The following is a 25,322-nucleotide window of genomic DNA, read 5'->3' on the forward strand; positions in this document are numbered from 1 at the left end:
CCGTTACCTTCCACCCGGCAGCATCTTGTCGCGCAGCTGCTGCAAATCGTTCGCATCCGGCAGTTCCGTGTCGACACCCGGTGCAATCTCTTCCCTGTTGCCCGGCATGCCGAACATGTTGGCGATCGCGCTGGCCTGGCTGCTGGTCAGGATCAGCAGTTCGATCCGGCGGTTCACGCCGGCCCGGGCATTCCTCGTGTCGAGCGGCGCGCGGTCGGCCATGCCGACCACCTGCAGCACGCTGTCGGCCGGCATGCTGCCGGCAAGCAGTTGCGCCCGCGCGGACATGGCGCGGTTCGACGACAGGTTCCAGTTGGAAAACGCGGCGTGGCTCGTATCTTCGTACTGCAACGAGTCCGTGTGGCCGACGATCAGCATCTGGTTTTTCATGCGTGCAAACAAGGGTCCCATTTTACGCATCAATGCCAGGAATTTGCCCGTAGGCACTGCACTACCCCGCACAAACATGCCTTGCTTGTCGGTATCATGCAACATGACACGAAGGCCATATGGCGTGATCACCGACTGCAGGTTGCTCTTCAGGCCAGCATCCTGGCTCATCTGTTGTAGGGCCTTGGCCAGCAGTTGCAGGTCATCCTTTGTTTCATAGGCAACCTTCGACGGCGCCTGCTGGGGATTCTGCTCGGTGCTGCGCTCTTCTTTCCCCTGCACGTCCGAATTGCCGGTACGCGGCATCGGGAATCGTTCGATCAGGCTGCCGCGTGGCCCGCCGACGGCTTCCGGCATCACGCCCTTGCCCTGGTCGGTCTTGTTGCCGTCCGATTCCGTGAGGATCTGCTGCAGGCTTTCGGTATTGCGCGCCGCCATCAGCCACAACACCAGGAACAGGCACATCAGTGCCAGGCAGAAGTCCGCGAAGGCCACCTTCCACGCGCCACCGTGATCGTCGTGCGCATGCTTGCCGCCGCTGCGCTTGACGATCGTGGTCTCATGATGTTTCTCATGCGGCTTTTGCACTGCCGCCTCCTTCCATCGCGTTGATCCAGCTTTCCAGCTGCGCGAAGCTCGGCTTGGTATTGAGCTGCACCAGCCGGCGGCCGGAGTCGATCGCCAGCAGCGCAGGCTTGCCCGCCACGTGCGTTACCAGCACGACCTTCACCGATTCCAGCGCGCCGGCTTCCTCGGTCACCAGCTGCTTCAGCATGTTGCAGATCGGATCGATCAGGCCATAGCACAGGAAAATGCCGATGAACGTACCGACCATCGCGGCGCCGACTTTCTCGGCGATCTCGCCGGACGAGGCGCCGCCGCCCACGGTGCCCATCGTGATCACGATGCCGAGCACGGCCGCCAGAATGCCGAAACCGGGCATCGCTTCGCCGATCTTGCCCAGCGACTTGGCCGGCTGCGTCAGTTCTTCGTGGATCAGTTCCAGTTCCTGCTCGAGCACGCCTTCGAGTTCGTGCGCGTTGATCTTGCCCATTGCCATCAGGCGGAAGTTGTCGACGATGAATGCCAGCAGCTTCTGTTCTTCCAGCACGGAAGGGTAGCGCTGGAAGATCGCGCTGTCCTTGGGCGCCTCGACGTGGGCATCGAGGGCCTTCAGGCCGCCGGCGGCCAGCTGCAGCAGCTCGTACATCAGCAGCAGCAGCTGGCGCTGGAATTCCGAGTCGTACTTCTTGCGCACGATGATTTTCTTCAGCTGGTGCGCCAGCTCGTGGAGGATGTGCCCGGGATTGCCCAGCACGAGCGCGCCGACGCCCGCGCCGGCGATCACGAGCACCTCGACCGGGTGCCAGATCGCCGCGAACGTGCCGCCCATCAGCACGTACCCGCCGAAGACGCTGCCGAAAATAATGAGAAGGCCAACGATTTGCTGCATGGTAATTCCTTTTTATTGTGTGCCGGGAGCGTGGGTCACGCCTGCAGCACGGCTTTCATCTTGCCCAGCGCGGCCTTGTTCAGCTGGCATACGCGGGCATCCGTCAGGTCCAGCACGGCAGCAATTTCCTTGTAGCTGAGCTCGAACTCGTAGTACATCTGCACCACGCGCTGCTCGCGTTCGTTCAGGCCGGTCAGCGCCTGTTCCAGGCTGCGCCGGACCGTGTACAGCTCTTCCGGGCTCGGCGCGCTGCCGGCGCTGCCATCGGCGGCGCCATCCTGCAGCAGGTCGTCGAAACTGGCCATCGTCTCGGCGTTTTCATCGAGCTGGTACGCCATGTATTCGTCGGCGGTGATGCCCAGGCCGGCGGCTGCTTCCTGTTCGGTCGGCTCGCGGCCCAGCTTGCGCGTCAATGCGCGCACGCCGTCGCGCAGCTTGTGGCTCTGCTGGCGCACGGCACGCGGGCGCCAGTCCTGCCGGCGCAGCTCGTCAAGTATCGCGCCGCGGATGCGCAGGCTGGCAAAGCTGCCGAACGCGGCATCCGGTTCGCCGTAGCGCCGCAGCGCCTCGAGCAGGCCCATCAGCCCGATCTGTTCCATGTCTTCGCGGTCGATCGCGCCGCCGACCTGCGAATTGAGCTGCCGCACGATCTTCTTTACCAGCGGTGCATACGACAGCAGGTGTTTCTGCTCGGCTGCCGGCGACAACGCCTGCGCGGCCGCGCGCACTTCATAACTTTCGCCATAGCTTTCGCCGTAGCTTTCGGCATGGCCGCCGCCGTAATTCCCGGCGGAGGATTCGGTTGCTGCATAGACCATGTGGGCTCCGCTTCCTATTCGAGGATCAGCTTGCCGATCATGACTTCCCTGAACGGCTGCTCGCGTTCGTCCTTTTCGTACTGTTCCTCGAACGCTTTGTTCAGCGTTTCGGCGAAGTCATCGATCGTCATGCTCTGTGCCTTGTCCATCGGCAGCCCCGACAGCGTGCGAACGGCCACGCTGCGCAGCAGCGGCAGGTGTTCCTTGGCTTCCTTTTCCAGCTTGACCGGCGTGGTCACCACCAGGTCGGCGGACAGGTAGTGCGCCACGCCCTCGTTCGGCGAACGGCGCAGCATGACGATGACCTTGTCCACGGTCAGGTACTTGACCGGGCCGGCTTCCTCTTCGTCGTGTTTCTTTTTCTTCTTCTTCGGTTTCTTTTCCTCGTCGTGGTGGTCCGACTCGGCGGCTTCGGCCTTCGGGGCCAGGAACCACACGGCCGCGCCGGCGCCGCCGCCGCAGACCAGGGCCACGGCAAGGATGATGATGATGAGCTTCTTGTTCATTTAAGTCTTACTCCCGCGCCATCGCGAAGGTGGTGGTAGGGTGGTCATCGCCTTCGCTCAGCGCGCGGCCGGGGCCGCGCTGCTGTTCGCGCTGTTGCTCGGCTTCCCGCTCTTGCTGGCGGCCGCGGCCTTCGCTGTCGGCCAGCGAACGCGACGGCGTCTGCGTGACCGTCACGGCCACGTCGCCGCCCTGGCGCTGCGACAGGTCTTGCCGCATCGAGTCGCCTACGGCGTTCAGCTGGCGCACCACTTCGCCGTGCGTGGCCGACATGCTGACATGCAGCGCACCGGCCGACTGGCGGATCGAAATCTCGATGGTGCCGAGGTTGGGCGGCTCCAGACGGATAACGGCTTGATCGTTCCCTTTCTGAAGGGTAACTTGCAGACGATCGCCGAGCGCGGCGCGCAGCGGCTGTTGCCACGTGTCTGGATTGCCGGCCAGTTTCACCGTGTCGGCGGGCGCGGCGGTGCCGGCGGCCGGTGCCGCCGATGCCATCACGCCACGGAAGCCGCTTTCCCCCTGCGGCTGGCCGGATTGGCCGGACTGGCCATCCTGGCCGGATGGCGCAGCGCCGTCCTGCGCCGCCAGTACGGCGGCCGCCGTCGAGGTGGCCGCGCCGGCAGCTGCACCGTTGCCGGCGGTAGCGGGCTGGCGCGCTTCGGCGCCGGCCTTCGGTGCCGCCGTTTCGCCGGTGGCGGGCAGGGACCCCTGCAGCAGCCGCGCCGCAAGCGGCGAGGTTGCCACGCCGCTGGCGGCGGTGATCGCATCCGCGGCGGCCTGGCGGGCACTGTCGGACATGCCGGCGAGCAGCGTGGCGCCGCGCGCCTGGCCGCCGGCGGCCAGCAGCGAGCGGTCCGCCGTGAACGCCGCCGCGGCCTGCGCCTGCGGTTGCGCGGTGGGCAGCATGGCAAAGTGCAGCGCCGGCATCATGGCCGCCAGCGGCATGTCGGCCGGCGTTTCTTCCGTTGCCTGCGCGGTTTCCCCGTCCTGGCCGTCGACCTTCCCGCCGGGCTGCGTCCCGGCCGCGCCGGTCATGCCGGCAGGCAGCGCCAGGCTGGCGAAGTCGAACAGCTGGGCGAACAGCGGCAGCGCGGCGGGCCCTTCGGCCGTTTCCGCGGTTGCCACGTCGGCCGCCCCCGCGGAAGTCGCGGCGGAGGGAGCAATGGCGGCGCCGCCAATGGCAGCGCCTGGCAGCGTGGTGTTCGCTGCCGCCGCGCCACCCGGCGCGGAAGGGGTTGGGATCATCATGCGTCGGTTCCGGCTAGGTCATTGTCGAGGGCGTAAGCGAGCCAGCCCTCTTTGTGGGAATTCATCTGTTGCAGGTGCTTGGCCAGCTCGCTGCTGGCGGTGCTGGCGGCCTGGACAGCCGCCTCGTGCCGCCCCCGCAGGGCGGCCAGCGCGGCGCGCTCGGCCGGCGTCCACGCGCCTTGCGCGGCCATGGCCGGCAGGGCGGACGCCATCAGCGTGTTCAGCGCCGCCAGCGCCTTCCAGTCGGCGGCGGCGGTGGCGGCGGCGACCTGCTGCGCCAGCCGCACCAGCTCCTGTTGCCTAACCATGCTTGGCCTGCACGCCGAGCCAGCCTTGCTTGATCGTCGTCAACAGGCCAACCACCTCGTCGATGATGGCCGGCTCCATGTCGATGCCGGCGCGGTACAGGCGGGCGGCGCAGTAGTCATACAGGCGGCCCAGGTTGGCGACCACTTCGCCGCCGTTGTCGAAGTCGAGCGAGCTCGACAGGCCGTTGATGATCTGCGTGCACTTGTCCAGGCTGATTGCCTTCTGCTCGTAGCGGCGCGCGGCGAGGTGGCCGCGCGCGCGCGCCAGTTCTTCCAGCAGGCCGTCGGTCAGCACGAGCACCAGTTCGACCGGCGAGGCGCGCGCGGTCTGCGCGTCCAGGTTGGTTGCGTGGTATTCGCCGTAGGCATCGAGATTCATCATGTGGTCACCGTTTGACTGGGAAGCCCCGTCAGTCGTCTTTCGCGAACAGGGCGTCGAAAATTGAGGTGTTGCTTTCCATCTGCGCCTGCAGGGTCTGCAACGTCGTAAACTGGTTCAGGTAGCGGATATAGGCCGTCTCGTATTGCTGGTCGAGGCGCGACTGCCGGTCCAGCAGCGTGCTCTGCAGCTTCGAATTGACGTCGCGGCGCTTGCCGATCTGGCCCTCGGTCGTGTCGGTCCACTGGTCGGTCAGCTTGTCCAGGTCGCCCATCAGGCCGGACGGCGTCGTCATGCTGTTGCTGCCCATCAGCTTGTCGAGCGTTTCCGGGTTCAGGGCCACGGCCTTGTTCAGGCGCGCCGTATCGAGCGTCAGCGTACCGTCGCGCTGGCCCGAGATGCCGAAATTGACCAGCGACAGGCCGTCGACCTTCTGGCGCAGCACCGTCTGCATGCGGGTCTGCAGCGCCTTGATGCCGGCATCCGCGTGGAACACGCCGGCCGACGTGCCGCTGGCGGCATCGCCGGCATCGGTCAGCGTCTTCAGGGTGCTCACCAGCTTGTTCCAGCCGTCGACGAAGCTCTGCATGTTGGCGGCCGTGCCGCTGTTGTCGGTTGCCACCGTCAGGGTCACCGGGTCCGTGGATACCTTGGTGAACGTCATCGACACGCCGTCGATCACGTCGAAGGTATTCGAGGCCTGCGTGATCTCGAGGCCGCCGGCGCCGCCGAGGAACACCACCGCGTCCTTCGCCGCGACCAGTTCCTTGCGGTTGGTCGCCGTGTCGGACAACGCGTCCTGCAGCGCGCCAGGGGGCAGGGCGCTGGCATCGATCGACACGACGTTCGCCGCGCCCGTGTCGCTGGCCGTCATTACCAGCGTCGGCACGCCGCCCACCGATACCGTCGAGGCGGTGACTTTCGAGCCGTTGCTGCCGGCCGCCGCATTGATGGCCGCCGCCATTTCCTTCACCGACAGCTCGGTATCGCCGCTGGTGTTGGCCGTTGCCAGGTCCACTTCGAACGAGGTGTCGCCGACGGTCACGGTGATCTTGCCGGCCTCGGTCATCGGCGTCGCATCGGACAGGCCGCTGTACTGGGCCTGGTTGGCCGTGGCGAGATCCTGCACCACGAACGAATACGTGCCGGCCACGGCCGCGGAGGTCGCGGTGGCGGTGCCCACGGTGGAACTGAACGTGGCCGACGTCGACACCATCGATTTCTTCAGCGACAGGCTCGACATCGCCGACTCGAAGGCCGACATCGCCGATTTCAGCGTGGTCAGGCCCTTCTCGGTTGCCGTGGCAACGGTGTTCTGGTTCGTCAGGATCGATTGCCGGCCCGAAATGTATGCCGTGGCCAGCTGGGTCGCGGTGCTCTTCGGATCGTACGTGGGGGAATTCAGTGCCATTTTCGTGCTCCGCGGAAATTATTTAAGAGTGTACCGTGGTAAGGAGCGACGGAGGCACGTTCCCTATGAAATTATTTCTCTGCGGATCTATTTTTGGGACCGAAGCCACACTTGCGTTGCCAGGTCGTCATGCACTTTCCGTTCCTGCACTGCTTCCTTGCCGGCCAGCGCCTTTTCGTTCTTGTCCAGCACCTGGGTCAGCACTTCGCATTTCACGTACGCGCGGTTGACGGCCAGTTGCGATAACGCCATGTCGGCCTCGTGCATCGTCAGGTCGAGGCGGTGGCTGTCCGCCATCGCCAGCACGGCCTGCTTGTAGTTGCCGCAATTGGCAGCCAGCGCCAGCGGCAGGCTGCCCGACGCGCCGCTGGCCACGGCCAGTTCGTGCAGGCGTTCGAGATTCTTCCTGTAGCGCTCGGCGGTGGCCGCCTTGGCGGCCTGCTCGGTCTGCAGCTTTTCCAGCTCGGTATTGCGCAGCGCGACCAGCGTGGTCAGGTTCTGGATCAGGTGGCGGTCGGTCATTTCATCAACCTTTCAATACCTTCGACACAACCGGTGTAGGGCGCGTCTTCCTTGGTGCCCTGGCACAGGAAATTCTCGATGTGCGGATTGAGCTGCACCGCGCGGTCGGTCACCGGATCGGCGCCCGGCACATAGGCACCCAGCGGGATCAGGTCGCGCACGCGGTCGTGCCTGGCCATGGCCGCCTTCAGCGCGCGCGCCGCCAGCATGTGTTCCTTGCTGATGATGCCGTTCATGCAGCGGCTGATCGACTGGCCCACGTCGATCGCCGGGTAATGGCCGCGCTCGGCGAGCGAGCGGGTCAGCACAATGTGGCCGTCCAGGATCGCCCGCGCGGTGTCCACGATCGGGTCCTGCTGGTCGTCGCCTTCGGCCAGCACCGTGTAGATCGCGCTCATCGAGCCATTCTGGTTTTCGCCGTTGCCGGCCGATTCGACCAGCTGCGGCAGGTTCGAGAACACCGAAGGCGGGTAGCCCTTGGTGGCCGGCGGTTCGCCCAGCGCCAGCGCCACTTCGCGCAGCGCCATCGCGTAACGCGTCAGCGAATCGACCAGCAGCAGCACGTTCTTGCCCTGGTCGCGGTAATGCGCCGCGATCGAGTGGCACAGTTCGGTGGCCATCACGCGCATCATCGGCGATTCGTCGGCCGGCGCGATCACCAGCACGGCCTTCTTGAGGCCTTCCGGGCCGAGCGACATGTCGACGAATTCGCGCACCTCGCGCGAGCGTTCGCCGATCAGGCCCACGATCACCACGTCGGCCACGGTCTGGCGCGTGATGATGCCCAGCAGCACCGATTTGCCGACGCCGGAGCCGGCCATCAGGCCCACGCGCTGGCCCTTGCCCAGCGTGAGCATGGCATTGATCGCGCGCACGCCCACGTCGAGCGGCTCGTGCACCGGTTTCTTCCTCAGGGGATTGACCCGCGGCGGCTGCATTTCCAGCTCGTGTTCGCCGGTCAGCCTGCCCAGGCCGTCGATCGGCTCGCCCAGGCCGTTGACCATGCGGCCCAGCCAGCCCTGGCCGATCCGGAGCACGGTTTTCTCGGCCGCCGGGAGCACGCGGGCGCCGGTCTGCAGGCCGATCGCCTTCTTGAACGGCATCAGGTACGACACCTTGTCGCGAAAGCCCACCACCTGCGCCTCCAGCCAGTCGCCTTCGACCGTCTCGATCTGGGCGCGCTGGCCGGTGTGCAGCGGGCAACCGACCGCTTCGAGCAGCAGGCCGGACGCGCCGACCAGCCGGCCGGTCGGCGTGGCCATCGGCACGGCATCGAGTTCCAGGTTGCGCAGCGCGTCGGCAATCATTCTTCGTCGTCTTCCTCATTGCCGCCATCGGCGGCCTGCAACTGCCGATCCACCTGTTCCATCACGGCGGCCAGGCGCTGGGTGCAGCCGGCATCGACTTCGTTGTCGCCGGCGCGGATGCGGCACTCGCCCGGTTCCAGCCGCGCATCGGCGATCAGGTTCCAGCGCTTGGCGCGCTTCGGGTCCAGTTCGGACACCCGCTTCAGTTCTTCGGGGTTCAGGTAGACATCGATGTCTTCCCGGGTCGGCGGCATCGACGCGAGCGTTTCGTCGACCAGCGCCATGATCTGCACCGGCTGCAGCGCCAGTTCGGCGCGGATCACCGAGCGGGCCACCTTGGCCACCAGGTCCACCACTTCCTTGCGCTGCGCCGCGCGGTAGTCGCTGCGCAGCTTCTTCAGGCTTTTCAGCATCGCGTCGATGGGGCGGGCCAGCCCGTCGAGCGCGACCACGGTCTCGGCCCGGCCTTCCTCGCGTCCGGTGGCGGTGCCGTGCACGCGGCCGGCCTCGTAGCCTTCTTCCTGGCCGCGCTGCAGCCCGATTTCGTAGCCGTCGCGCTGCCCCTGCTCGAATCCCTCGCTGATCGATGCCTGCCACGCGGCAGGATCGGGCACCGAGCCCGTGCCGCTACCCTGCGCCGCGGGCGGCGTGTGGTGCGACAGCGGCGGAAAACGGTAGGGGCGGAACTGCTTCATTCGACCACCGTCTCGGCGAACAGCTGCACCTCGACTTCGCCGGAATCGGCCAGCGCTTTCACGGTGGTCATGATTTCCGAGCGGGCCGCGTCGATGCGCGATTTCGGCACCGGGCCGGCGCGGCGCATCATGTCTTCGAATGCCTGCGCCTGGCGCTTGGGCATCGTGCGCAGGACCGCGTCGCGGATCGACGGCTCGGCGCCCTTCAGGGCGATGGCCCACTGCTCCAGCGGCACTTCCTCGATAATGCGCACCAGCACGGCTTCGGTCTGGGTCGACAGGATCAGGAAGTCGTACATCGACAGCTCGATCTGTTCCACGATCGCCGGGTCATGGGCACGCAGCAGTTCCACGACCTGCGCGCGGTTGCCCGGCAGGCGGTTGAGGATCTCGGCAACCTGCTTGACGCCTTCCACGCTGGTGCTCTGCATGTCGAACGAGGACAGGCAGCGGTCGACCAGCTCGTCGAGCTCGGCCAGCAGGTCACGGTCGATCTCGTCCAGGCGAGCCAAGCTCAGCAACACGAGGTCGCGGCCGTCGACCGGCAGGCCGTCGATGATCTGGCCGGCCAGCGCCGGCGGCACGAACGACAGGAACACTGCCTGGATGCGCACGTGCTCGTTGGCGATGTAGTCGGCCAGCCACTTCGGCGATGCCCACTGCAGGCGCGCCATCTTGGGACGCAGCTCGTCGCCGTAGATGTTGTTGAGCACGGTGTTGGCGATGTCGCCGCCCAGCGCCAGGTCCAGCGAGCGCTTCAGGTAGGAGCGCGAGGCGCCATGCACGCCGGACTGCTGGCGGTAATCGTCGAAGAAGGTCTGGATCGCGTTTTTCACGGCCTCGACCTTGATGCCGCTCATCCGCGACATGACTTGCGTCACTTCCAGCAATTCCTCGCGCGACAGGCAGCGCAGCACCGCCGCCGCCTGTTCCTCGCCGATCGACAGCAGCACGATGGCGGCCTGCTCGACGGGCGACAGTACGGCGCCTTCCATCTGCGGGTCGTTCGGATTCGCGTTTACGTTATTGAGCTCGGCCATTTTTCTGCATCCACTGTTTGACGACTTCGGCAACACGCTCCGGCTCTTTCTCGGCCAGAACCTTCAGGTGATCGACCATCACATCGACCGGCGAGCCGGCGGGCGGCAGATCATAGTTTTCCAGCAGCGGCTGGACCGCGATACCGGCGGTGCCGGACTCGGCGTTCGCCGCCATGCCCGCCGTCGGCGTATTGCCCAGTGCTGCCGGCGTGACCGCATCGGTGGCCAGCGCCTCGGCCGTACCCGGCAGGGCGGCGGCATCGCCGGCGCGTCGTTCGCTGGCGCCGCGGGTGCCGATCGCGGCCGGTACCGGCGCGGCCGGGGCCAGGCTGTTCGTCAGCAGCTTCAGCAGCGGACGCAGGATCAGGAAGTAGCCCAGCAGCGCAGCCAGTGCATAGGCCAGCCAGCCGCTCATGTCGACGATATTGTCGCGCTCTTCCCACCACTGCACCGGCACCGCCTTCGCCGGGAAGCGCATGGCCGATACCACCAGCGAATCGCCGCGTTCTGCGTTGATCCCCAGGCCGTTGCGCAGCACCTTGTCGATGTTGGCCAGCTCGGCGGCGGTCCAGCCCGTTTTCGGGTCTGCCGCGGCGGCCTGTGCCAGCACGATCGCCACGTTCTGGCGTTCGATGCGGCCTCGGGCACGCTTCGTTTGTACGATACTGCGATCGTAAGCGTACTGGCGCGTGGTTGCGTTCTTGCGGGCGCTGCCGTCCGGCTGCTGGCCCGGCGCACCGGCGGCGGCGGGATCGGTGCCGGCCGCGCCGGGCGCCGGGGCGCCGGCCGCCGGAGGCGGGCGGTTCGACAGCGTGCCCGGCACGCCCATCACCATGCGGTTGCGGTCCTGCTCTTCGCGCGTCGCTTCGCTGGTGACCTTCGGCGCTTCGCCGTATTTCTCGACCGTTTCCTCGACCTTGTCGTTGTCGACCGACGCCGTGACGCTGATCTTGAAGTTGTCGTCGCCCACGATCGGGCCCAGCAGGCCGCGGATATTGCCCTTGATCTCGTCCTGGACGCGTTTCTGGCTGTCGTTGCCGGCGGCGCTGGCATCGAAGCCGTCCGTCAGGTCCACATGCGAGCTCAGCAGGTTACCGGCCCCGTCCACCAGGCTGACACGGGCCGGCGCCAGGCTGGCCACGCTGCCGGATACCATGTTGACCACGGCGGCGATCTGTTCCGGTGCCAGGGTGCGGCCCGGCTTCAGGCCGATCACGACGGCGGCCGACGATTTCTCGCCATCGGACGACACGAACGAAGTCGACTTGGCGATCGACAGGTGGACCCGGGCGCTGGCGATGGCGTCGATCGTCATGATGCTTTGCGCCAGCTCGCCTTCCAGGCCGCGGCGGAAGCGCACGTCCTGCACGAACTGCGACACGCCCAGCGGATCGTTCTTGTCCATCAGCTCCAGGCCGGCGGGCAACTGCGCGGTCACGCCCTTGGCCGCCAGCAGCATGCGCACGCGCCCCAGTTCCGATTCGGGCACCAGTACCTGGCCGCTGTCCGGGTGGATGCGGTAAGGCACTTTTTCGGTGTCGAGCACGGTCATCATGTCGGCCGTGGCGACTTTCTCGCGGGCGCCGAACACGGCCTTGTAGCCGGACTGGTCCTTCCACAGGAACATCAGCACGATGGCCGTCACGCCGACCGCCAGCAGCAGCATCGGATAGAGGTTCTTGACGAGGGCAGGGGGCATGGCGGGAACGCCATTGCCACGCCAGCGCCCAAAAGCGGACTTAAGGGTGTTGATCACGTCGGACTTTCAGCAGTGAAGATGGGGTGATGCGGCAAAATTACAGCGGCAGCTTGATGAGCTCGTCGACAGCGCCCATCACCTTGTTGCGCACCTGCATCAGCATCGAGAAGGACAGGCTCGCTTCCTGGCTGGCCAGCATGGCCCCGACCAGGTCGTCGCTGCGGCCGGCGTCGACATCGGCCATCTTTTCGCCCGCGGCCCGGTCGGCCGCGTTCACGCCCGAGACCGCGCTCATCATGGCCTGGGCGAATGAACCGCCGGATTGCCCGGCGGCGGTGTGGGCGCCGAATTCGGCGCCGAATTGCGCGGCAGGCGCGATCGAGCCAGCCTGATGCGCCAGGTCGGAAGCGGCATTGGTCAGTGCCGCGAGGTCCGCCTTGATCATGCCGGCGATTTCATTTGCCATGTGCCATCTCCACTTTCATGCAACGTTGAATGTCGTCCTGCCGGCGGCTGCGAGCGATCACGAATTTCCGTGATTCAATAAAGCTTGCTGCCGGCTTGCTTATGGGTATCGGTTACCAGCGCTGCAACTTGATACTCACACGTAAAAACTTCCGATTTTTTCCGATTCCCGTCGAGGGAATGGAAAGGGTGGCCGTTAAATATGGTCACACGGTCGTTATTGGCCAGGTACGAATGGTTGCGCTGCATTGTTTCTTATGTAAGAAACTTGAATTCGTGGCAAAACTCGTTAAAAATCATGCACTAAGCGCCGATGGAGTAATTGCTGCCCATTTACTGGATTATTGCTGAGAAACAGCAGTAATTGGCGCCCGATAGAAAGAAGCTTACTGGGTGGCAACACCTCTGTAAAGGGGAATTTCAATCGTGTGCGGTATTGTTGCATGGCAATAGCTACGGAATTCGGGTATCCTGTGACGCCTGAACCGCTCCCTCGTACCGTTTGCGTTACGATGTGGCGTGCAGAGGGAAAACAACACAATGACCATGCTAACCACCACCGCACCGCACCAGGTACTGGACCCGAGCCTGCTGGGCCGCCCGGTCCACCGGCTGCCGCAGTTCGCGGCGCAGCTGCGCGACGATCTCGTTGCCGCGCTGCGCCTGCCTGCGAGCCGGCGTTACTGGGGCGGTTCCGAGCTTGAACAGGTAGGCTTCTCGCAGCTGAGCGGCAACGAGGCCCGCATGCGCTGGCAACATTTCGCCGCCGCCGGCGGCACGATCGGTTTCGCGATCGAGCGCCGGATGCTGCTGGCGGTACTGGACCAGCGCTACGGCGCCACCAAGCCCGCCGAACCGGCCGCCGACGAGAGCACGGTGCGTGTCACCGCCACGGAAGAGCGGTTGAGTGTTGCGTTGGGACAACAGCTGGCGGCGATCGTGGCTTCCCGCATCGCCGTCAACCTGGGCGGCCAGGCGGTGAGCGGGCCGCTGCCGGCCGTGCCCGGAACCCAGCCGGGCAAGGGCACCTGGATCGTCACGATGAATGTGCGCGCCGGAGATACCGCAGGCAAGGTATTGTTTGCACTGGATAAGGATTTGATATCCGAGGTGCTGCGCGCGCTGGCGCCGGAGCGCGACGTGCGCCCGAAGGGGCACAAGCCGGCGGCGCCGCTGGCGCAACGGCTGCAGGTCGCGCTGAACGGCCGGCTGGTGAGCAAGGAAGTCACGCTCGGCACGCTGTTCGACCTGAGGATAGGAGACGTGATACCGATCAGCCTGCACAGGGCGGATGTAATGCTCGAAGATTCCCGGCTGTACACCGCCGTGGTCACGGAGCACAACGGAAAACTGTGCCTGACCTCTTTTGAAGACATCGAATGACTATGATGAACGTGAACGCAAACGGCACCAGCGATGCGCTGCTCGACGAAATGACGGACGAGATGATCATCGAGCCGGTGGCCAGCGACCTGGCCGGCGACTTTGCCAATGCGCCGCGCGCCCCGCGCCGCGATTTGCCGCAGATGATGCGCAAGATTCCCGTGACCCTGACGCTGGAAGTGGGTTCGGCCCGCATCTCGCTGCAGGACCTGATGAATATCGGCCCCGACAGCGTGGTGGAGCTCGATGCGCTGGCTGGCGAACCGCTGGTGATCAAGGTGAACGGTACCGCGATCGGCCGCGCCGAAGTGGTGGTGGCGGGCGAGAACTACGGCTTGAAGGTGATCGACCTGGACGGACTCAATCTCGACATGATGACGTCATGATGCCGGGCTGTGCGGCAGTGGCCGGTGCCTGCGCCGGAACATCGCGCCGGCTGGCCGCAGTGAAGCCGGTGCCGTTCGCCGGCATGGTTGCCGCCGTGGTTGCCACATTGCTCCTGCCTGCGCTGGCGTTCGCCCAGCAGCAAACCAATTCTCCCGACCTGCTGGCCGGCGTGGTACCCGGCGCCAGCACCGACCTGTCGGTGAAGATGCAGATCCTCGTCATCATGACCCTGCTGGGCCTGCTGCCCGTGATGGTCATGATGATGACGAGCTTTACCCGCTTCGTCATCGTGCTGTCGCTGCTGCGTTCCGCGCTGGGCCTGCAGCAGGGCCTACCGAACCGCATCATCACCGGCATCGCGCTGATCCTCACGCTGCTGGTCATGAAGCCGGTCGGCGACCAGATCTGGCGCGACGCCTTCGTGCCCTACGACCAGGACCGGATCGGCCTGCAGGATGCGTTGCGCATCGCCGAGCAGCCGGTATCGCGCTTCATGCTGGCGCAGACCAGCAAGGCGGCGCTGCGCCAGATCGCCACGCTGGCCGGCGAGCAGAACGTGGCCAATCCGATGCAGCACGGCTTTCCTGTGAAACTGGCGGCGTTCGTGCTGTCCGAACTGAAGACGGCCTTCCAGATCGGCTGCATGCTGTTCATTCCGTTCCTGATCATCGACCTGGTGGTGTCGTCGGTGCTGATGGCGATGGGCATGATGATGCTGTCGCCGCTGGTGATCTCGCTGCCCTTCAAGTTGCTGCTGTTCGTGCTGGTGGATGGCTGGACGCTGACCGTGAATACCCTGGTCACCAGCATCCAGGCGTATTAGGTATCGAGTAAACACATGCTGACTCCCGACGTGGCCGTCGACCTCGTGGTCGAGGCCCTCAATATCGTGATGGTCCTGGTACTGGTGCTGGTCGTGCCGGGGCTGGCCATGGGCCTGGTGGTGGCCCTGTTCCAGGCCGCCACGCAGATCAACGAACAGACGCTGTCATTCCTGCCGCGCCTGCTGATCACGCTGCTGGCGATCATCATCACCGGGCGCTGGATGGCCGGCTACCTGATGGACTATTGCGTGTCGATCTTTACCCGCGCGGCCACGCTGGTCGGCTGACCGAGCCGGATGGAACAGGTCCTCGCCAACCTGCTGCCGATGCTCAATGCGTTATGGTGGCCGTTCGTGCGCGCGATGGCGCTGCTGTCGGCCGCGCCGGTGCTGGGCGAGGCGATGGTGCCGGTGACGATCCGCGTGCTCGTGTCGGTGACGATCGCCGTGCTGATGCTGCCGGTGACCGGGCAGGCGCAACTTGTCCAGGATCCGTTTTCGCTGGCGATGGCGGTGGCCACGGCCGAGCAGGCGATCATCGGCTTCGTGCTGGGGCTGGCGTTCTATTTCGCCATGTCCGTGATCGGCGTGCTGGGTTTCGTCGTCTCGTCGCAGGTGGGTTTCTCGATGGCGGTGATGAACGATCCGCTGAACGGTTCGTCGTCCGACGTGATCTCCACGCTGTTGTCGATGCTGTCGATCATCGTCTTCTTCGCCATCGACGGGCACCTGGTGCTCGTCAATGTGATCGGCGCCAGCTTCAAGGCCTGGCCGCCCGGCGAGGGCCTCGGGCTGCTGCTGCTGCAGACCGTGGCATGGAACGTGGCGTGGATCTTTTCGGCGGCGATGCTGCTGGCGATTCCGGTGGTGTTCTCGACGGTCGTCGTGCAGATCGGCTTCGGCTTCCTGAACCGCGTGGCGCCGTCGCTGAACCTGTTTTCGCTGGGCTTCTCGGTGATCACGCTGTTCGGCCTGTTGATGCTGGGGCAGCTGGTGCGGTTTATTCCCGACCATTACACGCGGATGTCGGGGCAGGTGCTGGAAATGATCCGGCAGCAGATGGAGGCGGAAGGGGTGCGGCGCAATGGCTGAAGGCGGCGATAAAACCGAAAAGGCCTCGCAGCAGAAGCTGCGCAAGGCGCGCGAGGAAGGCCAGGTCACCCGCTCGAAGGACCTGGCGACCGCGATCGGCATCCTGGTCAGCCTGAAGCTGCTCGTGTTCCTGCTGCCCGATTACCTGGTGCACTTCCGCACGATCTTCGCCGCCAGCTTCATTCCGCTGGAGGGCGGCGATGTGCTGATGAACGCGATGTCCGACGTGTTCTACGAAGCCAGCATCCTGCTGGTGAAGATGGTGGCGCCGCTGTTCGTGGTGCCCTTCTTTATCGTGCTGACCTCGATGGTGCCGGGCGGCTGGCTGTTCAGCGGCAAGAACCTGATGCCCAAGTTCTCCAAGATGAATCCGGTATCGAACCTGGGCCGGCTGTTCTCCGGCAAGCACCTGTTCGAGCTGGTGGTATCGATCGCCAAGGCGTCGGTGCTGATCGCGGTGCTGGTGCACATGGCCCGCTCGACGCTGAACCAATATACGCATTTGCAATCGATGCCGCTGTCGCTGGCGATGGCCGACGGCGCCGCGCTGATGCTCGATGGCATCATGTCGCTGGTGATGATCTTCGTGCTGTTCGCCGTGATCGACGTGCCGGCGCAGGCGTTCTTCTATGCCCGCAACCAGCGCATGAGCAAGCAGGACCTGAAGGAAGAGCACAAGAGCAGCGAAGGGCGGCCCGAAGTGAAGGGCCGGATCCGGCAGCTGCAGCGCGCGATGTCGCAGCGCGCAGCCCGCAAGACGGTGCCCACCGCGGACGTGGTGGTCGTCAACCCCGAACACTATGCCGTGGCCCTGAAGTACGACGACAAGCGCGCCGAGGCGCCGTTCGTGGTGGCCAAGGGGGTCGACGAACTGGCCCTGTACATCCGGCAGATCGCCGAGGAGCACGATATCGAGGTGCTGCGCCTGGCCCCGCTGGCACGCGCCATCTACAATACCGCGCAGGTCAACCAGCAGATTCCGGTGCCGCTTTACCAGGCGGTCTCCCAGGTGCTGCACTACGTGCTGCAGATGAAGGCGTTCCGTACCGGTGGCCGGTCCGCGCAACCGCCGTTCCCCGACCAGATTGTGGTACCAACTTCGATGAGTGAGGCTTCGACGACATGAATTTCCTGAACTCCCTGGTGGCCGAACTGCGCCGCCACAAGTTCGCCACGCCGCTGTTCGTGATGTCCATCCTCGCGATGATCATCCTGCCGCTGCCGCCGATCCTGCTCGACGTGCTGTTCACGTTCAACATCGTGCTGTCTCTGATCGTGATCCTGGTGTCGGTGGGCGCCAAGCGCCCGCTGGACTTCTCCGTGTTCCCCACGGTGATCCTCACCACGACGATGCTCAGGCTGACGCTGAACGTGGCGTCCACCCGGGTGGTGCTGCTGCACGGGCACGAAGGCACGCATGCCGCGGGGCAGGTGATCGAATCGTTCGGTAACGTCGTCATCGGCGGCAACTTCGTCGTCGGCCTCGTGGTGTTCGTGATCCTGATGATCATCAACTTCGCCGTCGTGACCAAGGGCGCGGAGCGCATCGCGGAAGTCTCGGCGCGGTTCACGCTCGATGCGCTGCCCGGCAAGCAGATGGCGATCGATGCCGACCTCAACGCGGGCCTGATCAACCAGGAAAAGGCCCAGTTGCGCCGCAAGGAAGTGGCGACGGAGGCGGACTTCTACGGCGCCATGGACGGCGCCTCGAAGTTCGTGCGCGGCGATGCGATCGCCTCGATCCTGATCCTGATCATCAACCTGGTCGGCGGCGTGGCGATCGGTTCGATCATGCAGGACATGAACTTCGGCGACGCGTTCCGCCAGTACGCGCTGCTGACGATCGGCGATGGCCTGGTGGCGCAGATCCCGGCGCTGCTGCTGTCGGCGGCGGCGGCGATCATCGTCACGCGCGTGTCCGATTCGGGCGACTTCGAGAACCAGATCAGCGACCAGATGCTGGCCAATCCGAGCGTGCTGTATTCGGCCGCCGGCCTGATGGTGATCATGGGGCTGGTGCCGGGCATGCCGTGGCTGCCTTTCCTGTCGTTCGGCGGCGCGCTCGCCTATGTGGGCTGGCGCATGCAGCAGCGCGGCGTGGCGCCGCCCGACACGCGGCAGATCGAAGCCATCGAGGCCGTGCTGCGCGACGAGAAGGCGCCGGAACTGGAGTGGCAGAGCCTGCCGGTGGTGCATCCGCTGCAGATCCTGCTGGGGTACAAGCTGGTCGGCCTGGTCGACAAGGCGCATGGCGAGGTGCTGACCAAGCGCGTGCGCGGTGTGCGGCAAAGCCTGTCCGAGGCGATGGGCCTGGTGCTGCCGCCGATCGGCGTGCGCGACGACCTGGGGTTGAAGCCGTCGCAGTATTCGGTGGTGCTGGGCGGCGCGGTGATCGCCCAGGCCGAAGTGTTCGCCGACCGCCTGATGGCGATCCCGTCGCCGAACCTGTATGGCCAGATCGACGGCATTCCCGGCGTCGAACCGGCCTATGGCATGCCGGTGGTGTGGATCGAACCGGGCGACAAGGCGCAGGCGCTGGGCCTGGGCTACCAGGTGATCGAGGCGCCGAGCGCGATCGCCACGCACCTGTCGAAACTGATTCGCGAATATTTGCCGGAGCTGTTCCGGCACGACGACGTGGCCGCATTGATGGAACGCCTGAATGCGCTGGCGCCGAAGCTGGCCTCGTCGCTGGACAAGTCGCTGTCGCACACCCAGCTGCTGCGCGTGTTCCGCGTGCTGCTGGCGGAGAACGTGTCGCTGAAGGACATCGTGCCGATCGCCACCACGCTGCTCGACAGCTCGGAAACCACCAAGGACCCGATCCTGCTGGCGGCCGAGGTGCGCTGCGCGCTGCGGCGCCAGATCGTGGCCGGCCTGTTCGGGCAGCGCAAGGAAATGCTGGCGTTTAACCTGGGCGGCGAACTGGAGAATATGCTGCTGGGCTCGCTGAACCAGGCGCGGCAGTCCGGCAAGGTGGTACTCGACAACTACCCGATCGACCCGCACCTGCTGGCCCAGCTGCAGGTGAACATGCCGGTCGCGCGCGAGCAGATGAAACAGCAGGCCACGCCGCCGCTGCTGCTCGTGCTGCCGCAGATCCGGCCGCTGCTGGCCCGCTACGCCCGGCTGTTCGCTCCCGGGCTGCATGTGCTGTCGTATAACGAAGTGCCCGAAAACCGCGAAGTCTCGATCATCGGCACGGTGGGGTGACACAGGGGTTTCGCGAAGCACTGCTTCGCGCCTGTGTCACGGTCCTGGCCTGCAGGCCAGGACCTGGGGTGCTTGCGTACCCGCTCGCAATGGTAGTTTCGCGAAGCACTGCTTCGCGCCCGCGTTACGGTCCCGGCTTGCAAGCCGGACCTGGGGCTCGCGTACCCGCTTACTCCACTGGGGCCGGCTGCGACAGCCGCACCGCCACTTCGGCCATCGCCTTGAACAGCGGCGGCGTCAGCATGGCGACCTGGATGCGGGTCGGCTGGCCCGTGCCCGGAGCGGGCAGCTCGCGCATCAGCCGCACGCGCAGGATGCGCACGCCGCAGCGCCGAGCGATATCGCCGATCTCCGGCAGCACGGCGCGCATGTGCTGCATGGCGCCTGCCTGCGCGGCGCCGATTTCCAGCACCGCGCCGCCTTCGGCCGCCTCCAGTTGCAGCACCACCTTGCCCAGGCCGGGCAGGTGGATCTCGAGCCGCAACGCGACGTGCGGCAGCCGGCGGCCGGACGAAGCGCCTTCCTGTCCTTCATCGGCATCGCGCGCAGGGTCGCGCACTACAACGCGCAACACGAGTTTTTCGGCGCCCCATGCATACACGGCGAAGCGCCACGCATCGAGTTCGGAAACCAGTTGCGGCGGCACGCGGCCGTCGCGCAGCACGTGCCGCGCCCCGTCGGAAAGGAATACGCTGGCCGGCACGTGCCGCCCTTGCGCCTGCGCGAGCAACGCGGTGCGTTGTTCGGCATAGGTACGCACCATCGCCATCCACGATGCCGCCATCGCCGATGGCTCGGGCGGGTGCCAGGCCAGCTGGCGCGACATGAACAGCTGGTTCGGCTGCATCGATGCGGCGTCCGCGAGCAGCGCTTCGGCCGCGAGCGCGCCCGCCAGAGTGGCGGACGGGCGCGGTCCGCCCGGCAACGGGCCTTCCATCGCCTCCAGCAGGGCGCCGACGGCGCCGTGTACGCCGGGTTCGGCTGCCAGCTGCCCGGCGACGGATTGCTCCGCGACGAATCTGGGGGGTGTGAACTGCGTGCCGTCCTGCGGCCTGGCAGGCAACAGCATCGTTTGCGACTGGCCCGGGCGTTCGCGCACGAACCGTTCCGGGATGGTCAGCGCCGCACTGGACGGCGTCACTCGGTCAATGGCCATGGCACCAGCTTATCATGCGTGGATAAAAAAAAGCCAACCGGGAAGTACGGTTGGCTCCATCGTTGCCGGCCGCGGGCGGCCGGCTTGCTGCGAAGATTACTGCAGCAGGGACATGACGAGCGACGACTGGCTGTTCGACTGCTTCAGCATCGCGGTGCCGGCTTGCAGCAGCATCTGGTTCGAGGTCATCGAAGCCGATTCCGTCGCGAAGTCGACGTCCATGATACGGCCGGTAGCGGCCTTGGTGTTGGTCGAGATGTTCGACAGGTTGCTGTTGACGTGATCCAGGCGGTTCGACACGGCACCCAGTTGCGAACGCAGTGCGGCGACATCGTTGATCGCGGTCGTCAGGTTGTCGATCGCCGTGTTGGCCGTGCCGTCGGCGGTCAGTTCCGTGCCGGCCACGCCAGCCGAACCGTCGTCCTTGAACATCGCGGTTGCGGTCGTGATCGAGGTGCTTGCGGTGCTTTGCTTGGTGCTGAAATCGGCGCCCAGGGTTTCCGACTTGTCGGCACCGATCTGGAACGTGATTTCCTTGCTCAGCTTGCCATCTTTGCTCAGCAGTGCGGTACCGCCGAACTTGGTGTTGCTGAAGATGTTGCCCAGTTCAGCGCCCAGCGAGTCGAATTCGGCTTGCATTGCCGTCTTGTCTTCGTCGGTCGAGGAGCCGTCGGCTGCCTGGGTTGCCAGATCCTTCATGCGGTTCAGGATGTTGCTCGATTCGTCCAGCGCGCCTTCGGCGGTCTGCAGCATGGAGATCGAGTTCTGCGTGTTGCGCATGGCGACTTGCATGCCGCTGGTCTGGGTCTTCAGACGGGTTGCGATCTGCAGGCCGGCGGAGTCGTCCATTGCGGAATTGATGCGATAGCCGGTCGACAGGCGGGTCATCGAGGTCGACAGGGTCGACTGGGTGTTCGACAGCGATTTTTGTGCGGACAGGGCAGCGACGTTGGTGTGAAGGCTCAGCATGTTAGTTACTCCAGTTGGGTTTGTCGGTTAGAGCAGCTTTCTGCGCTCTCATAGGTACAAGACGACCGTTCCCGCACGGACATTAAATTCCACATGGAAATTTTTAAGATTTTTTTGAAGTTTTTTTTCGAGGTCAAAAAGCCTAGATTTTTTGTCTTCATGTCCAGGCCATGATGGCGGCACGATTCCGTACGTGAAGAAACTGCAGCTTGCGCGAACGGCGCCCATGAAAAAGCCGGGACGAGCCCGGCTTCGGTGTTGCGCTTGTTTGCGGTTGCTGATTACATGTTCGGATAGTTCGGCCCGCCGCCGCCCTCCGGCGTGACCCACACGATGTTCTGCGTGGGATCCTTGATGTCGCACGTCTTGCAGTGCACGCAGTTCTGCGCGTTGATCTGCAGGCGGTCGGCGCCATCGTCGTTCTTCACGAACTCGTATACACCGGCCGGGCAGTAGCGCTGCTCGGGGCCGGCGTACTGGGCCAGGTTCACGTCCACCGGCACCGACGGGTTCTTCAGCGTCAGGTGGATCGGCTGGTCTTCGGCGTGGTTCGTGTTGGAGATGAATACCGACGACAGCTTGTCGAACGTGAGCTTGCCGTCCGGTTTTGGATAGACGATCGGCCGGTAGTTCGCGGCCGGCTTCAGGCATTCATGGTCGGCGTGGGAATGGTGCAGCGTCCACGGCGCCTTGCCGCGGAACACGATCTGGTCGATGCCGGTCATGATCGAGCCGAACACCAGCCCCTTGTTCAGGTACTGCTTGACGTTGCGCGCCACGTGCAGTTCCTCGTGCAGCCAGGAATTCTCGAACGCGGCGGGGTAGGCCGCCAGTTCGTCGTGCTGCCGATTCGACGCCAGCGCGTCGACCAGCGCTTCGGCGGCCAGCATGCCGGACTTGATCGCCGTGTGGCTGCCCTTGATGCGGCTCATGTTCAGGAAGCCGGCATCGCAGCCGATCAGCGCGCCGCCCGGGAAGACCAGCTTCGGCAGCGACTGCAGGCCGCCCGCCGTGATCGCGCGCGCGCCGTACGAAATGCGCTTGCCGCCTTCGAAGAAGGTGCGGATGGCCGGATGCGTCTTGTAGCGCTGGAACTCTTCGAAGGGCGACAGGTACGGGTTCTGGTAATTGAGTCCCACCACGTAGCCGACGACGACCTGGTTGTTTTCCAGGTGATACAGGAACGAGCCGCCGTACACATCGTGCGCCAGCGGCCAGCCGGATGTGTGGATCACCAGGCCTGGCTGGTGCTTCGCCGGATCGATTTCCCACAGTTCCTTGATGCCGATGCCGTACGCCTGCGGGTCCTTGCCCTTGTTCAGGTCGTATTTCGCCATCAGCGTCTTGCCCAGGTGGCCGCGCGAGCCTTCGGCGAACAGCGTGTATTTGCCGTGCAGTTCCATGCCGAGCTGGAAATCGGCGCCCGGCTCGCCATCCCGCTTCACGCCCATGTTGCCGGTGGCCACGCCCTTGACGGAACCGTCCTCGTTGTACAGCACTTCGGCGGCGGGGAAGCCGGGGAAGATCTCGACTCCCAGCGCTTCGGCCTGCTGACCCAGCCAGCGCACCACGTTGCCGAGCGAAATGACGTAGTTGCCGTGGTTTTCCAGGCATTTCGGGATCGCGAAATTCGGCGTCCTGTAGGCACGGGTTTCGGACAGGAACAGCACCCGGTCCTCGGTCACGGGCGTATTGAGCGGCGCGCCGAGCGCTTTCCAGTCGGGAATCAGCTCGGTCAGCGCGCGCGGGTCCATCACGGCGCCCGACAGGATGTGCGCGCCGAGCTCGCCGCCTTTTTCCAGCACGACCACCGAAATCTCCTGGCCTTTCGCCTGGGCCAGCTGCTTGATGCGGATCGCGGCGGACAGGCCGGCCGGGCCGCCGCCGACGATCACCACGTCATACTCCATCGCTTCGCGTGGGCCGTACTGTTCAACGAGATTCGTCATAAGATTTTTATAGGAATTTGAAAACGGGAAAAATTAGCACGAGTGTGCTCTTTTTCCGCCGCAAATGCAACGGCATTGTAGTAGATGTTCCCGTCTAATATGGGCGAATTGTGTAAGATACGAGCAACACCGGAGCAACACCGGAGCAACACCGGAGCAACACCGGAGCAACACCGGAGCAACACCATAGCAACGCCGAAGCGAACCTGGAACCGTCCCGAAGCGGGCGGGCCGTGAATGGCAATCGAGCGCGCAGTCGAACGAGAACAAGGAGCAAGCCGTGGGTATCGAAGTCAATTTTGAAGGCAAGATCGCACTCGTGACGGGCGCTTCCAGCGGCCTGGGGGCACGCTTCGCGAAGGTGCTGGCCAGCGCCGGCGCGCAGGTGGTACTGGCCTCGCGCCGCACCGAGCGCCTGAAGGAATTGCGCGCCGAGATCGAGGCCGATGGCGGCGCCGCCCACGTGGTGGCACTGGATGTGACGGACTACGCCAGCATCAAGTCGGCGATCGCGCACGCGGAGACGGAGGCGGGGCCGATCGACATCCTCGTCAACAACTCCGGCGTATCGACTACCCAGCGGCTGGTGGACGTGACGCCGGAAGACTACAACTTCGTCATGGACACCAACCTGCGCGGCGCGTTCTTCGTGGCCCAGGAGGCGGCAAAGCGGATGATCGCGCGCGCCAAGGGCGACCCGAAAAAGCAGCACCGGATCATCAACATCGCCTCCGTGGCCGGGCAGCGCGTGCTGCCGCAGATCGGCGTGTATTGCATGAGCAAGGCCGGCGTGATCCACATGACGAAGGCGATGGCGGTCGAATGGGGCCGCTACGGCATCAATACCAACGCGATCTGCCCCGGCTACATCTCCACGGAGATCAACGAGGATTATTTCGCCAGCGAGCAGGGCAGGCGGCTGATCGAAATGCTGCCCCGCAAGCGGCCGGGCAAGCCGGAAGACCTCGATGGCCTGCTGCTGCTGCTGGCCGGCGAGGATGCGCACTTCATCAACGGCGCGGTGATATCGGCCGATGACGGGATGACGGCGCAGTGACGGGCCGGCAGCCTACGGCTGCCCCGGGGCTTGCGCGCTTCGTGAAGAGTGCCGGGCCATCACGTCGACGATCCAGTCGATGAATACCCGCAGTTTCCGGCTCACGTGCCGGTTCGGCGGCCAGGCGACATAGAGCGGCATCGGGTCGATGTGCCAGGCTTCGAGCAGCGGCACCAGTTCGCCACGGGCCTGGTGCGCGCGCGCCATGTAGTCCGGCAGCCACAGCACTCCCAGCCCCGCCACGCCGGCCGCAAGGTAGGCATTGCCGTCGTCGATCCTCAGCATGTGGCGGCCCGCCACGCGCGCGGTCTCGCCGCCGTTGCGCATGAGGTAGGGAAGGGTGCCGCTGTCGGCGGACCAGCGGAACGCAACGATGCGGTGATGCGGCGCGCACAGTTCTTCCGGGTGCGCGGGCGTGCCCGCGCGTGCCAGGTAGGACGGGGCGGCATACACGCCAAGGCGCAGGTCGGCCACGCGGCGGGCCGTCAGCGAGCCATCCGCCAGTTCGCCGCCGCGCACCACGCAATCGACGCTTTCGCCGATCAGGTCGACCTTGCGGTCGCTGGCGCCCATGTCGATCTCGATGTCGGGATACATGGCGTAGAAGCGTGGCAGTTCCGGCACCAGGACCAGCGTCGCCAGCGGGCTGGGCACATCCACGCGCAGGCGGCCTTTCGGCACCGCGGCCGCGCCGGGCAAGCCGTTTTCGATGTCGTCGAGTTCGGCGAGCAGGCGCACGGCGCGCTCGTAATAGGCCGCGCCGTCGGCCGTCACGTTGACCTGGCGGGTGGTGCGGTTCAGCAGCCGCACGCGCAGCCGCGCCTCGAGCTGCTGTACCAGTTGCGTCACCGTGGCCCGGCTCATGTGCAGTGTCTGCGCCGCTTTCGTGAAGCTGCCCGCCTCGACCACGCGCACGAAGGCCGTCATCGCATCAAACCGGTCCATCCATTCTCCTCGACATTGTTTGGATTATACAAACAGACTTGTGTGAACCAGCCTGTTTATCCGCCCCGCGCGCGGCGGTACAGTCCCGTTGTCCCAAGCCGGGATT

The 25,322-nt window shown here is 65.2% G+C and carries 26 protein-coding genes; 8 read left to right on the plus strand and 18 right to left on the minus strand.

The window, feature by feature from the left end; genetic code table 11:
* Positions 1 to 3 precede the first annotated feature (3 nt).
* From GJV26_RS24835 to fliE, 14 genes are all read right to left on the minus strand, one after another.
* A complete protein-coding gene (locus GJV26_RS24835; RefSeq protein ID WP_189441704.1) occupies positions 4 to 978 on the minus strand; it encodes a flagellar motor protein MotB in 975 nt (324 codons plus the stop codon).
* Positions 962 to 1,843 carry a flagellar motor stator protein MotA gene (gene motA / locus GJV26_RS30765; protein ID WP_503826604.1) on the minus strand — a complete coding sequence of 294 codons (882 nt, stop codon included), beginning with the start codon at positions 1,841 to 1,843 and terminating at the stop codon, positions 962 to 964. Before motA ends, GJV26_RS24835 begins: the two co-directional genes overlap by 17 nt.
* A gap of 35 nt (positions 1,844 to 1,878) precedes the next feature.
* Positions 1,879 to 2,661, minus strand: a complete 783-nt coding sequence (locus GJV26_RS24850; protein WP_155711321.1) for a FliA/WhiG family RNA polymerase sigma factor — start codon at positions 2,659 to 2,661, stop codon at positions 1,879 to 1,881.
* Between the two features lie 14 nt (positions 2,662 to 2,675).
* Positions 2,676 to 3,167: a flagellar basal body-associated FliL family protein gene (locus GJV26_RS24855; RefSeq protein WP_155711322.1), complete on the minus strand. Its 492-nt coding sequence runs from the start codon at positions 3,165 to 3,167 to the stop codon at positions 2,676 to 2,678.
* A 7-nt stretch (positions 3,168 to 3,174) separates the two neighbouring features.
* Positions 3,175 to 4,416 carry a flagellar hook-length control protein FliK gene (locus tag GJV26_RS24860; RefSeq protein ID WP_155711323.1) on the minus strand — a complete coding sequence of 414 codons (1,242 nt, stop codon included), beginning with the start codon at positions 4,414 to 4,416 and terminating at the stop codon, positions 3,175 to 3,177.
* The gene (locus GJV26_RS24865) at positions 4,413 to 4,724 is read right to left on the minus strand and encodes a hypothetical protein (protein WP_155711324.1); all 312 of its coding nucleotides are present in this window, start codon (positions 4,722 to 4,724) and stop codon (positions 4,413 to 4,415) included. Before GJV26_RS24865 ends, GJV26_RS24860 begins: the two co-directional genes overlap by 4 nt.
* Positions 4,717 to 5,106: a flagellar export chaperone FliS gene (gene fliS / locus GJV26_RS24870; RefSeq protein ID WP_155711325.1), complete on the minus strand. Its 390-nt coding sequence runs from the start codon at positions 5,104 to 5,106 to the stop codon at positions 4,717 to 4,719. Before fliS ends, GJV26_RS24865 begins: the two co-directional genes overlap by 8 nt.
* A gap of 28 nt (positions 5,107 to 5,134) precedes the next feature.
* Positions 5,135 to 6,514 carry a flagellar filament capping protein FliD gene (fliD, locus tag GJV26_RS24875; protein ID WP_155711326.1) on the minus strand — a complete coding sequence of 460 codons (1,380 nt, stop codon included), beginning with the start codon at positions 6,512 to 6,514 and terminating at the stop codon, positions 5,135 to 5,137.
* Between the two features lie 87 nt (positions 6,515 to 6,601).
* A complete protein-coding gene (locus tag GJV26_RS24880; RefSeq protein ID WP_155711327.1) occupies positions 6,602 to 7,036 on the minus strand; it encodes a flagellar FliJ family protein in 435 nt (144 codons plus the stop codon).
* Positions 7,033 to 8,343 (minus strand): flagellar protein export ATPase FliI, encoded by a 1,311-nt coding sequence (fliI, locus tag GJV26_RS24885; RefSeq protein WP_155711328.1) that lies wholly within the window; start codon positions 8,341 to 8,343, stop codon positions 7,033 to 7,035. The genes GJV26_RS24880 and fliI overlap by 4 nt, the downstream gene beginning before the upstream one ends.
* Entirely contained in the window at positions 8,340 to 9,038 is a 699-nt protein-coding gene (fliH, locus tag GJV26_RS24890) for a flagellar assembly protein FliH (protein WP_155711329.1), read from the minus strand. Before fliH ends, fliI begins: the two co-directional genes overlap by 4 nt.
* Positions 9,035 to 10,078, minus strand: a complete 1,044-nt coding sequence (locus tag GJV26_RS24895; protein WP_155711330.1) for a flagellar motor switch protein FliG — start codon at positions 10,076 to 10,078, stop codon at positions 9,035 to 9,037. Before GJV26_RS24895 ends, fliH begins: the two co-directional genes overlap by 4 nt.
* Positions 10,062 to 11,777 (minus strand): flagellar basal-body MS-ring/collar protein FliF, encoded by a 1,716-nt coding sequence (fliF, locus tag GJV26_RS24900; RefSeq protein WP_155711331.1) that lies wholly within the window; start codon positions 11,775 to 11,777, stop codon positions 10,062 to 10,064. Before fliF ends, GJV26_RS24895 begins: the two co-directional genes overlap by 17 nt.
* Before the next feature lie 97 nt (positions 11,778 to 11,874).
* The gene (gene fliE, locus GJV26_RS24905) at positions 11,875 to 12,243 is read right to left on the minus strand and encodes a flagellar hook-basal body complex protein FliE (RefSeq protein WP_155711332.1); all 369 of its coding nucleotides are present in this window, start codon (positions 12,241 to 12,243) and stop codon (positions 11,875 to 11,877) included.
* Between the two features lie 539 nt (positions 12,244 to 12,782).
* Here fliE and GJV26_RS24910 point away from each other — a divergent pair.
* From GJV26_RS24910 to GJV26_RS24940, 7 genes are all read left to right on the plus strand, one after another.
* Complete coding sequence (locus GJV26_RS24910; protein WP_155711333.1) at positions 12,783 to 13,625, plus strand: FliM/FliN family flagellar motor switch protein; 843 nt, start codon at positions 12,783 to 12,785, stop codon at positions 13,623 to 13,625.
* 5 nt (positions 13,626 to 13,630) lie between these two features.
* A complete protein-coding gene (locus GJV26_RS24915) occupies positions 13,631 to 14,011 on the plus strand; it encodes a FliM/FliN family flagellar motor switch protein (RefSeq protein ID WP_371866573.1) in 381 nt (126 codons plus the stop codon).
* Between the two features lie 83 nt (positions 14,012 to 14,094).
* Positions 14,095 to 14,835: a flagellar type III secretion system pore protein FliP gene (fliP, locus tag GJV26_RS24920; RefSeq protein ID WP_155712710.1), complete on the plus strand. Its 741-nt coding sequence runs from the start codon at positions 14,095 to 14,097 to the stop codon at positions 14,833 to 14,835.
* A gap of 15 nt (positions 14,836 to 14,850) precedes the next feature.
* Positions 14,851 to 15,123 (plus strand): flagellar biosynthesis protein FliQ, encoded by a 273-nt coding sequence (gene fliQ / locus GJV26_RS24925; protein ID WP_155711334.1) that lies wholly within the window; start codon positions 14,851 to 14,853, stop codon positions 15,121 to 15,123.
* Between the two features lie 9 nt (positions 15,124 to 15,132).
* Positions 15,133 to 15,927: a flagellar biosynthetic protein FliR gene (locus tag GJV26_RS24930; protein WP_155711335.1), complete on the plus strand. Its 795-nt coding sequence runs from the start codon at positions 15,133 to 15,135 to the stop codon at positions 15,925 to 15,927.
* Positions 15,920 to 17,053 carry an EscU/YscU/HrcU family type III secretion system export apparatus switch protein gene (locus tag GJV26_RS24935; RefSeq protein WP_155711336.1) on the plus strand — a complete coding sequence of 378 codons (1,134 nt, stop codon included), beginning with the start codon at positions 15,920 to 15,922 and terminating at the stop codon, positions 17,051 to 17,053. Before GJV26_RS24930 ends, GJV26_RS24935 begins: the two co-directional genes overlap by 8 nt.
* Positions 17,050 to 19,140 carry a flagellar biosynthesis protein FlhA gene (locus tag GJV26_RS24940; RefSeq protein WP_155711337.1) on the plus strand — a complete coding sequence of 697 codons (2,091 nt, stop codon included), beginning with the start codon at positions 17,050 to 17,052 and terminating at the stop codon, positions 19,138 to 19,140. Before GJV26_RS24935 ends, GJV26_RS24940 begins: the two co-directional genes overlap by 4 nt.
* Before the next feature lie 169 nt (positions 19,141 to 19,309).
* On the opposite strand, the gene GJV26_RS24945 is transcribed toward GJV26_RS24940, so the two are convergent.
* From GJV26_RS24945 to GJV26_RS24955, 3 genes are all read right to left on the minus strand, one after another.
* The gene (locus tag GJV26_RS24945; RefSeq protein ID WP_155711338.1) at positions 19,310 to 20,296 is read right to left on the minus strand and encodes a hypothetical protein; all 987 of its coding nucleotides are present in this window, start codon (positions 20,294 to 20,296) and stop codon (positions 19,310 to 19,312) included.
* A gap of 96 nt (positions 20,297 to 20,392) precedes the next feature.
* Positions 20,393 to 21,265 (minus strand): flagellin N-terminal helical domain-containing protein, encoded by an 873-nt coding sequence (locus GJV26_RS24950; RefSeq protein WP_155711339.1) that lies wholly within the window; start codon positions 21,263 to 21,265, stop codon positions 20,393 to 20,395.
* Positions 21,266 to 21,546: 281 nt separating this feature from the next.
* The gene (locus tag GJV26_RS24955) at positions 21,547 to 23,175 is read right to left on the minus strand and encodes an electron transfer flavoprotein-ubiquinone oxidoreductase (RefSeq protein ID WP_155712711.1); all 1,629 of its coding nucleotides are present in this window, start codon (positions 23,173 to 23,175) and stop codon (positions 21,547 to 21,549) included.
* Positions 23,176 to 23,494: 319 nt separating this feature from the next.
* On the opposite strand from GJV26_RS24955, the gene GJV26_RS24960 reads away from it, so the two are divergent.
* Positions 23,495 to 24,271: an SDR family oxidoreductase gene (locus GJV26_RS24960; protein WP_189441709.1), complete on the plus strand. Its 777-nt coding sequence runs from the start codon at positions 23,495 to 23,497 to the stop codon at positions 24,269 to 24,271.
* A 12-nt stretch (positions 24,272 to 24,283) separates the two neighbouring features.
* Here the strand turns inward: GJV26_RS24960 and GJV26_RS24965 are convergent, their stop codons facing one another.
* Positions 24,284 to 25,216: a LysR family transcriptional regulator gene (locus GJV26_RS24965; RefSeq protein ID WP_155711340.1), complete on the minus strand. Its 933-nt coding sequence runs from the start codon at positions 25,214 to 25,216 to the stop codon at positions 24,284 to 24,286.
* Positions 25,217 to 25,322: the final 106 nt, after the last annotated feature.

The organism is Pseudoduganella dura, assembly GCF_009727155.1.
Lineage (GTDB): Bacteria > Pseudomonadota > Gammaproteobacteria > Burkholderiales > Burkholderiaceae_D > Rugamonas > Rugamonas dura.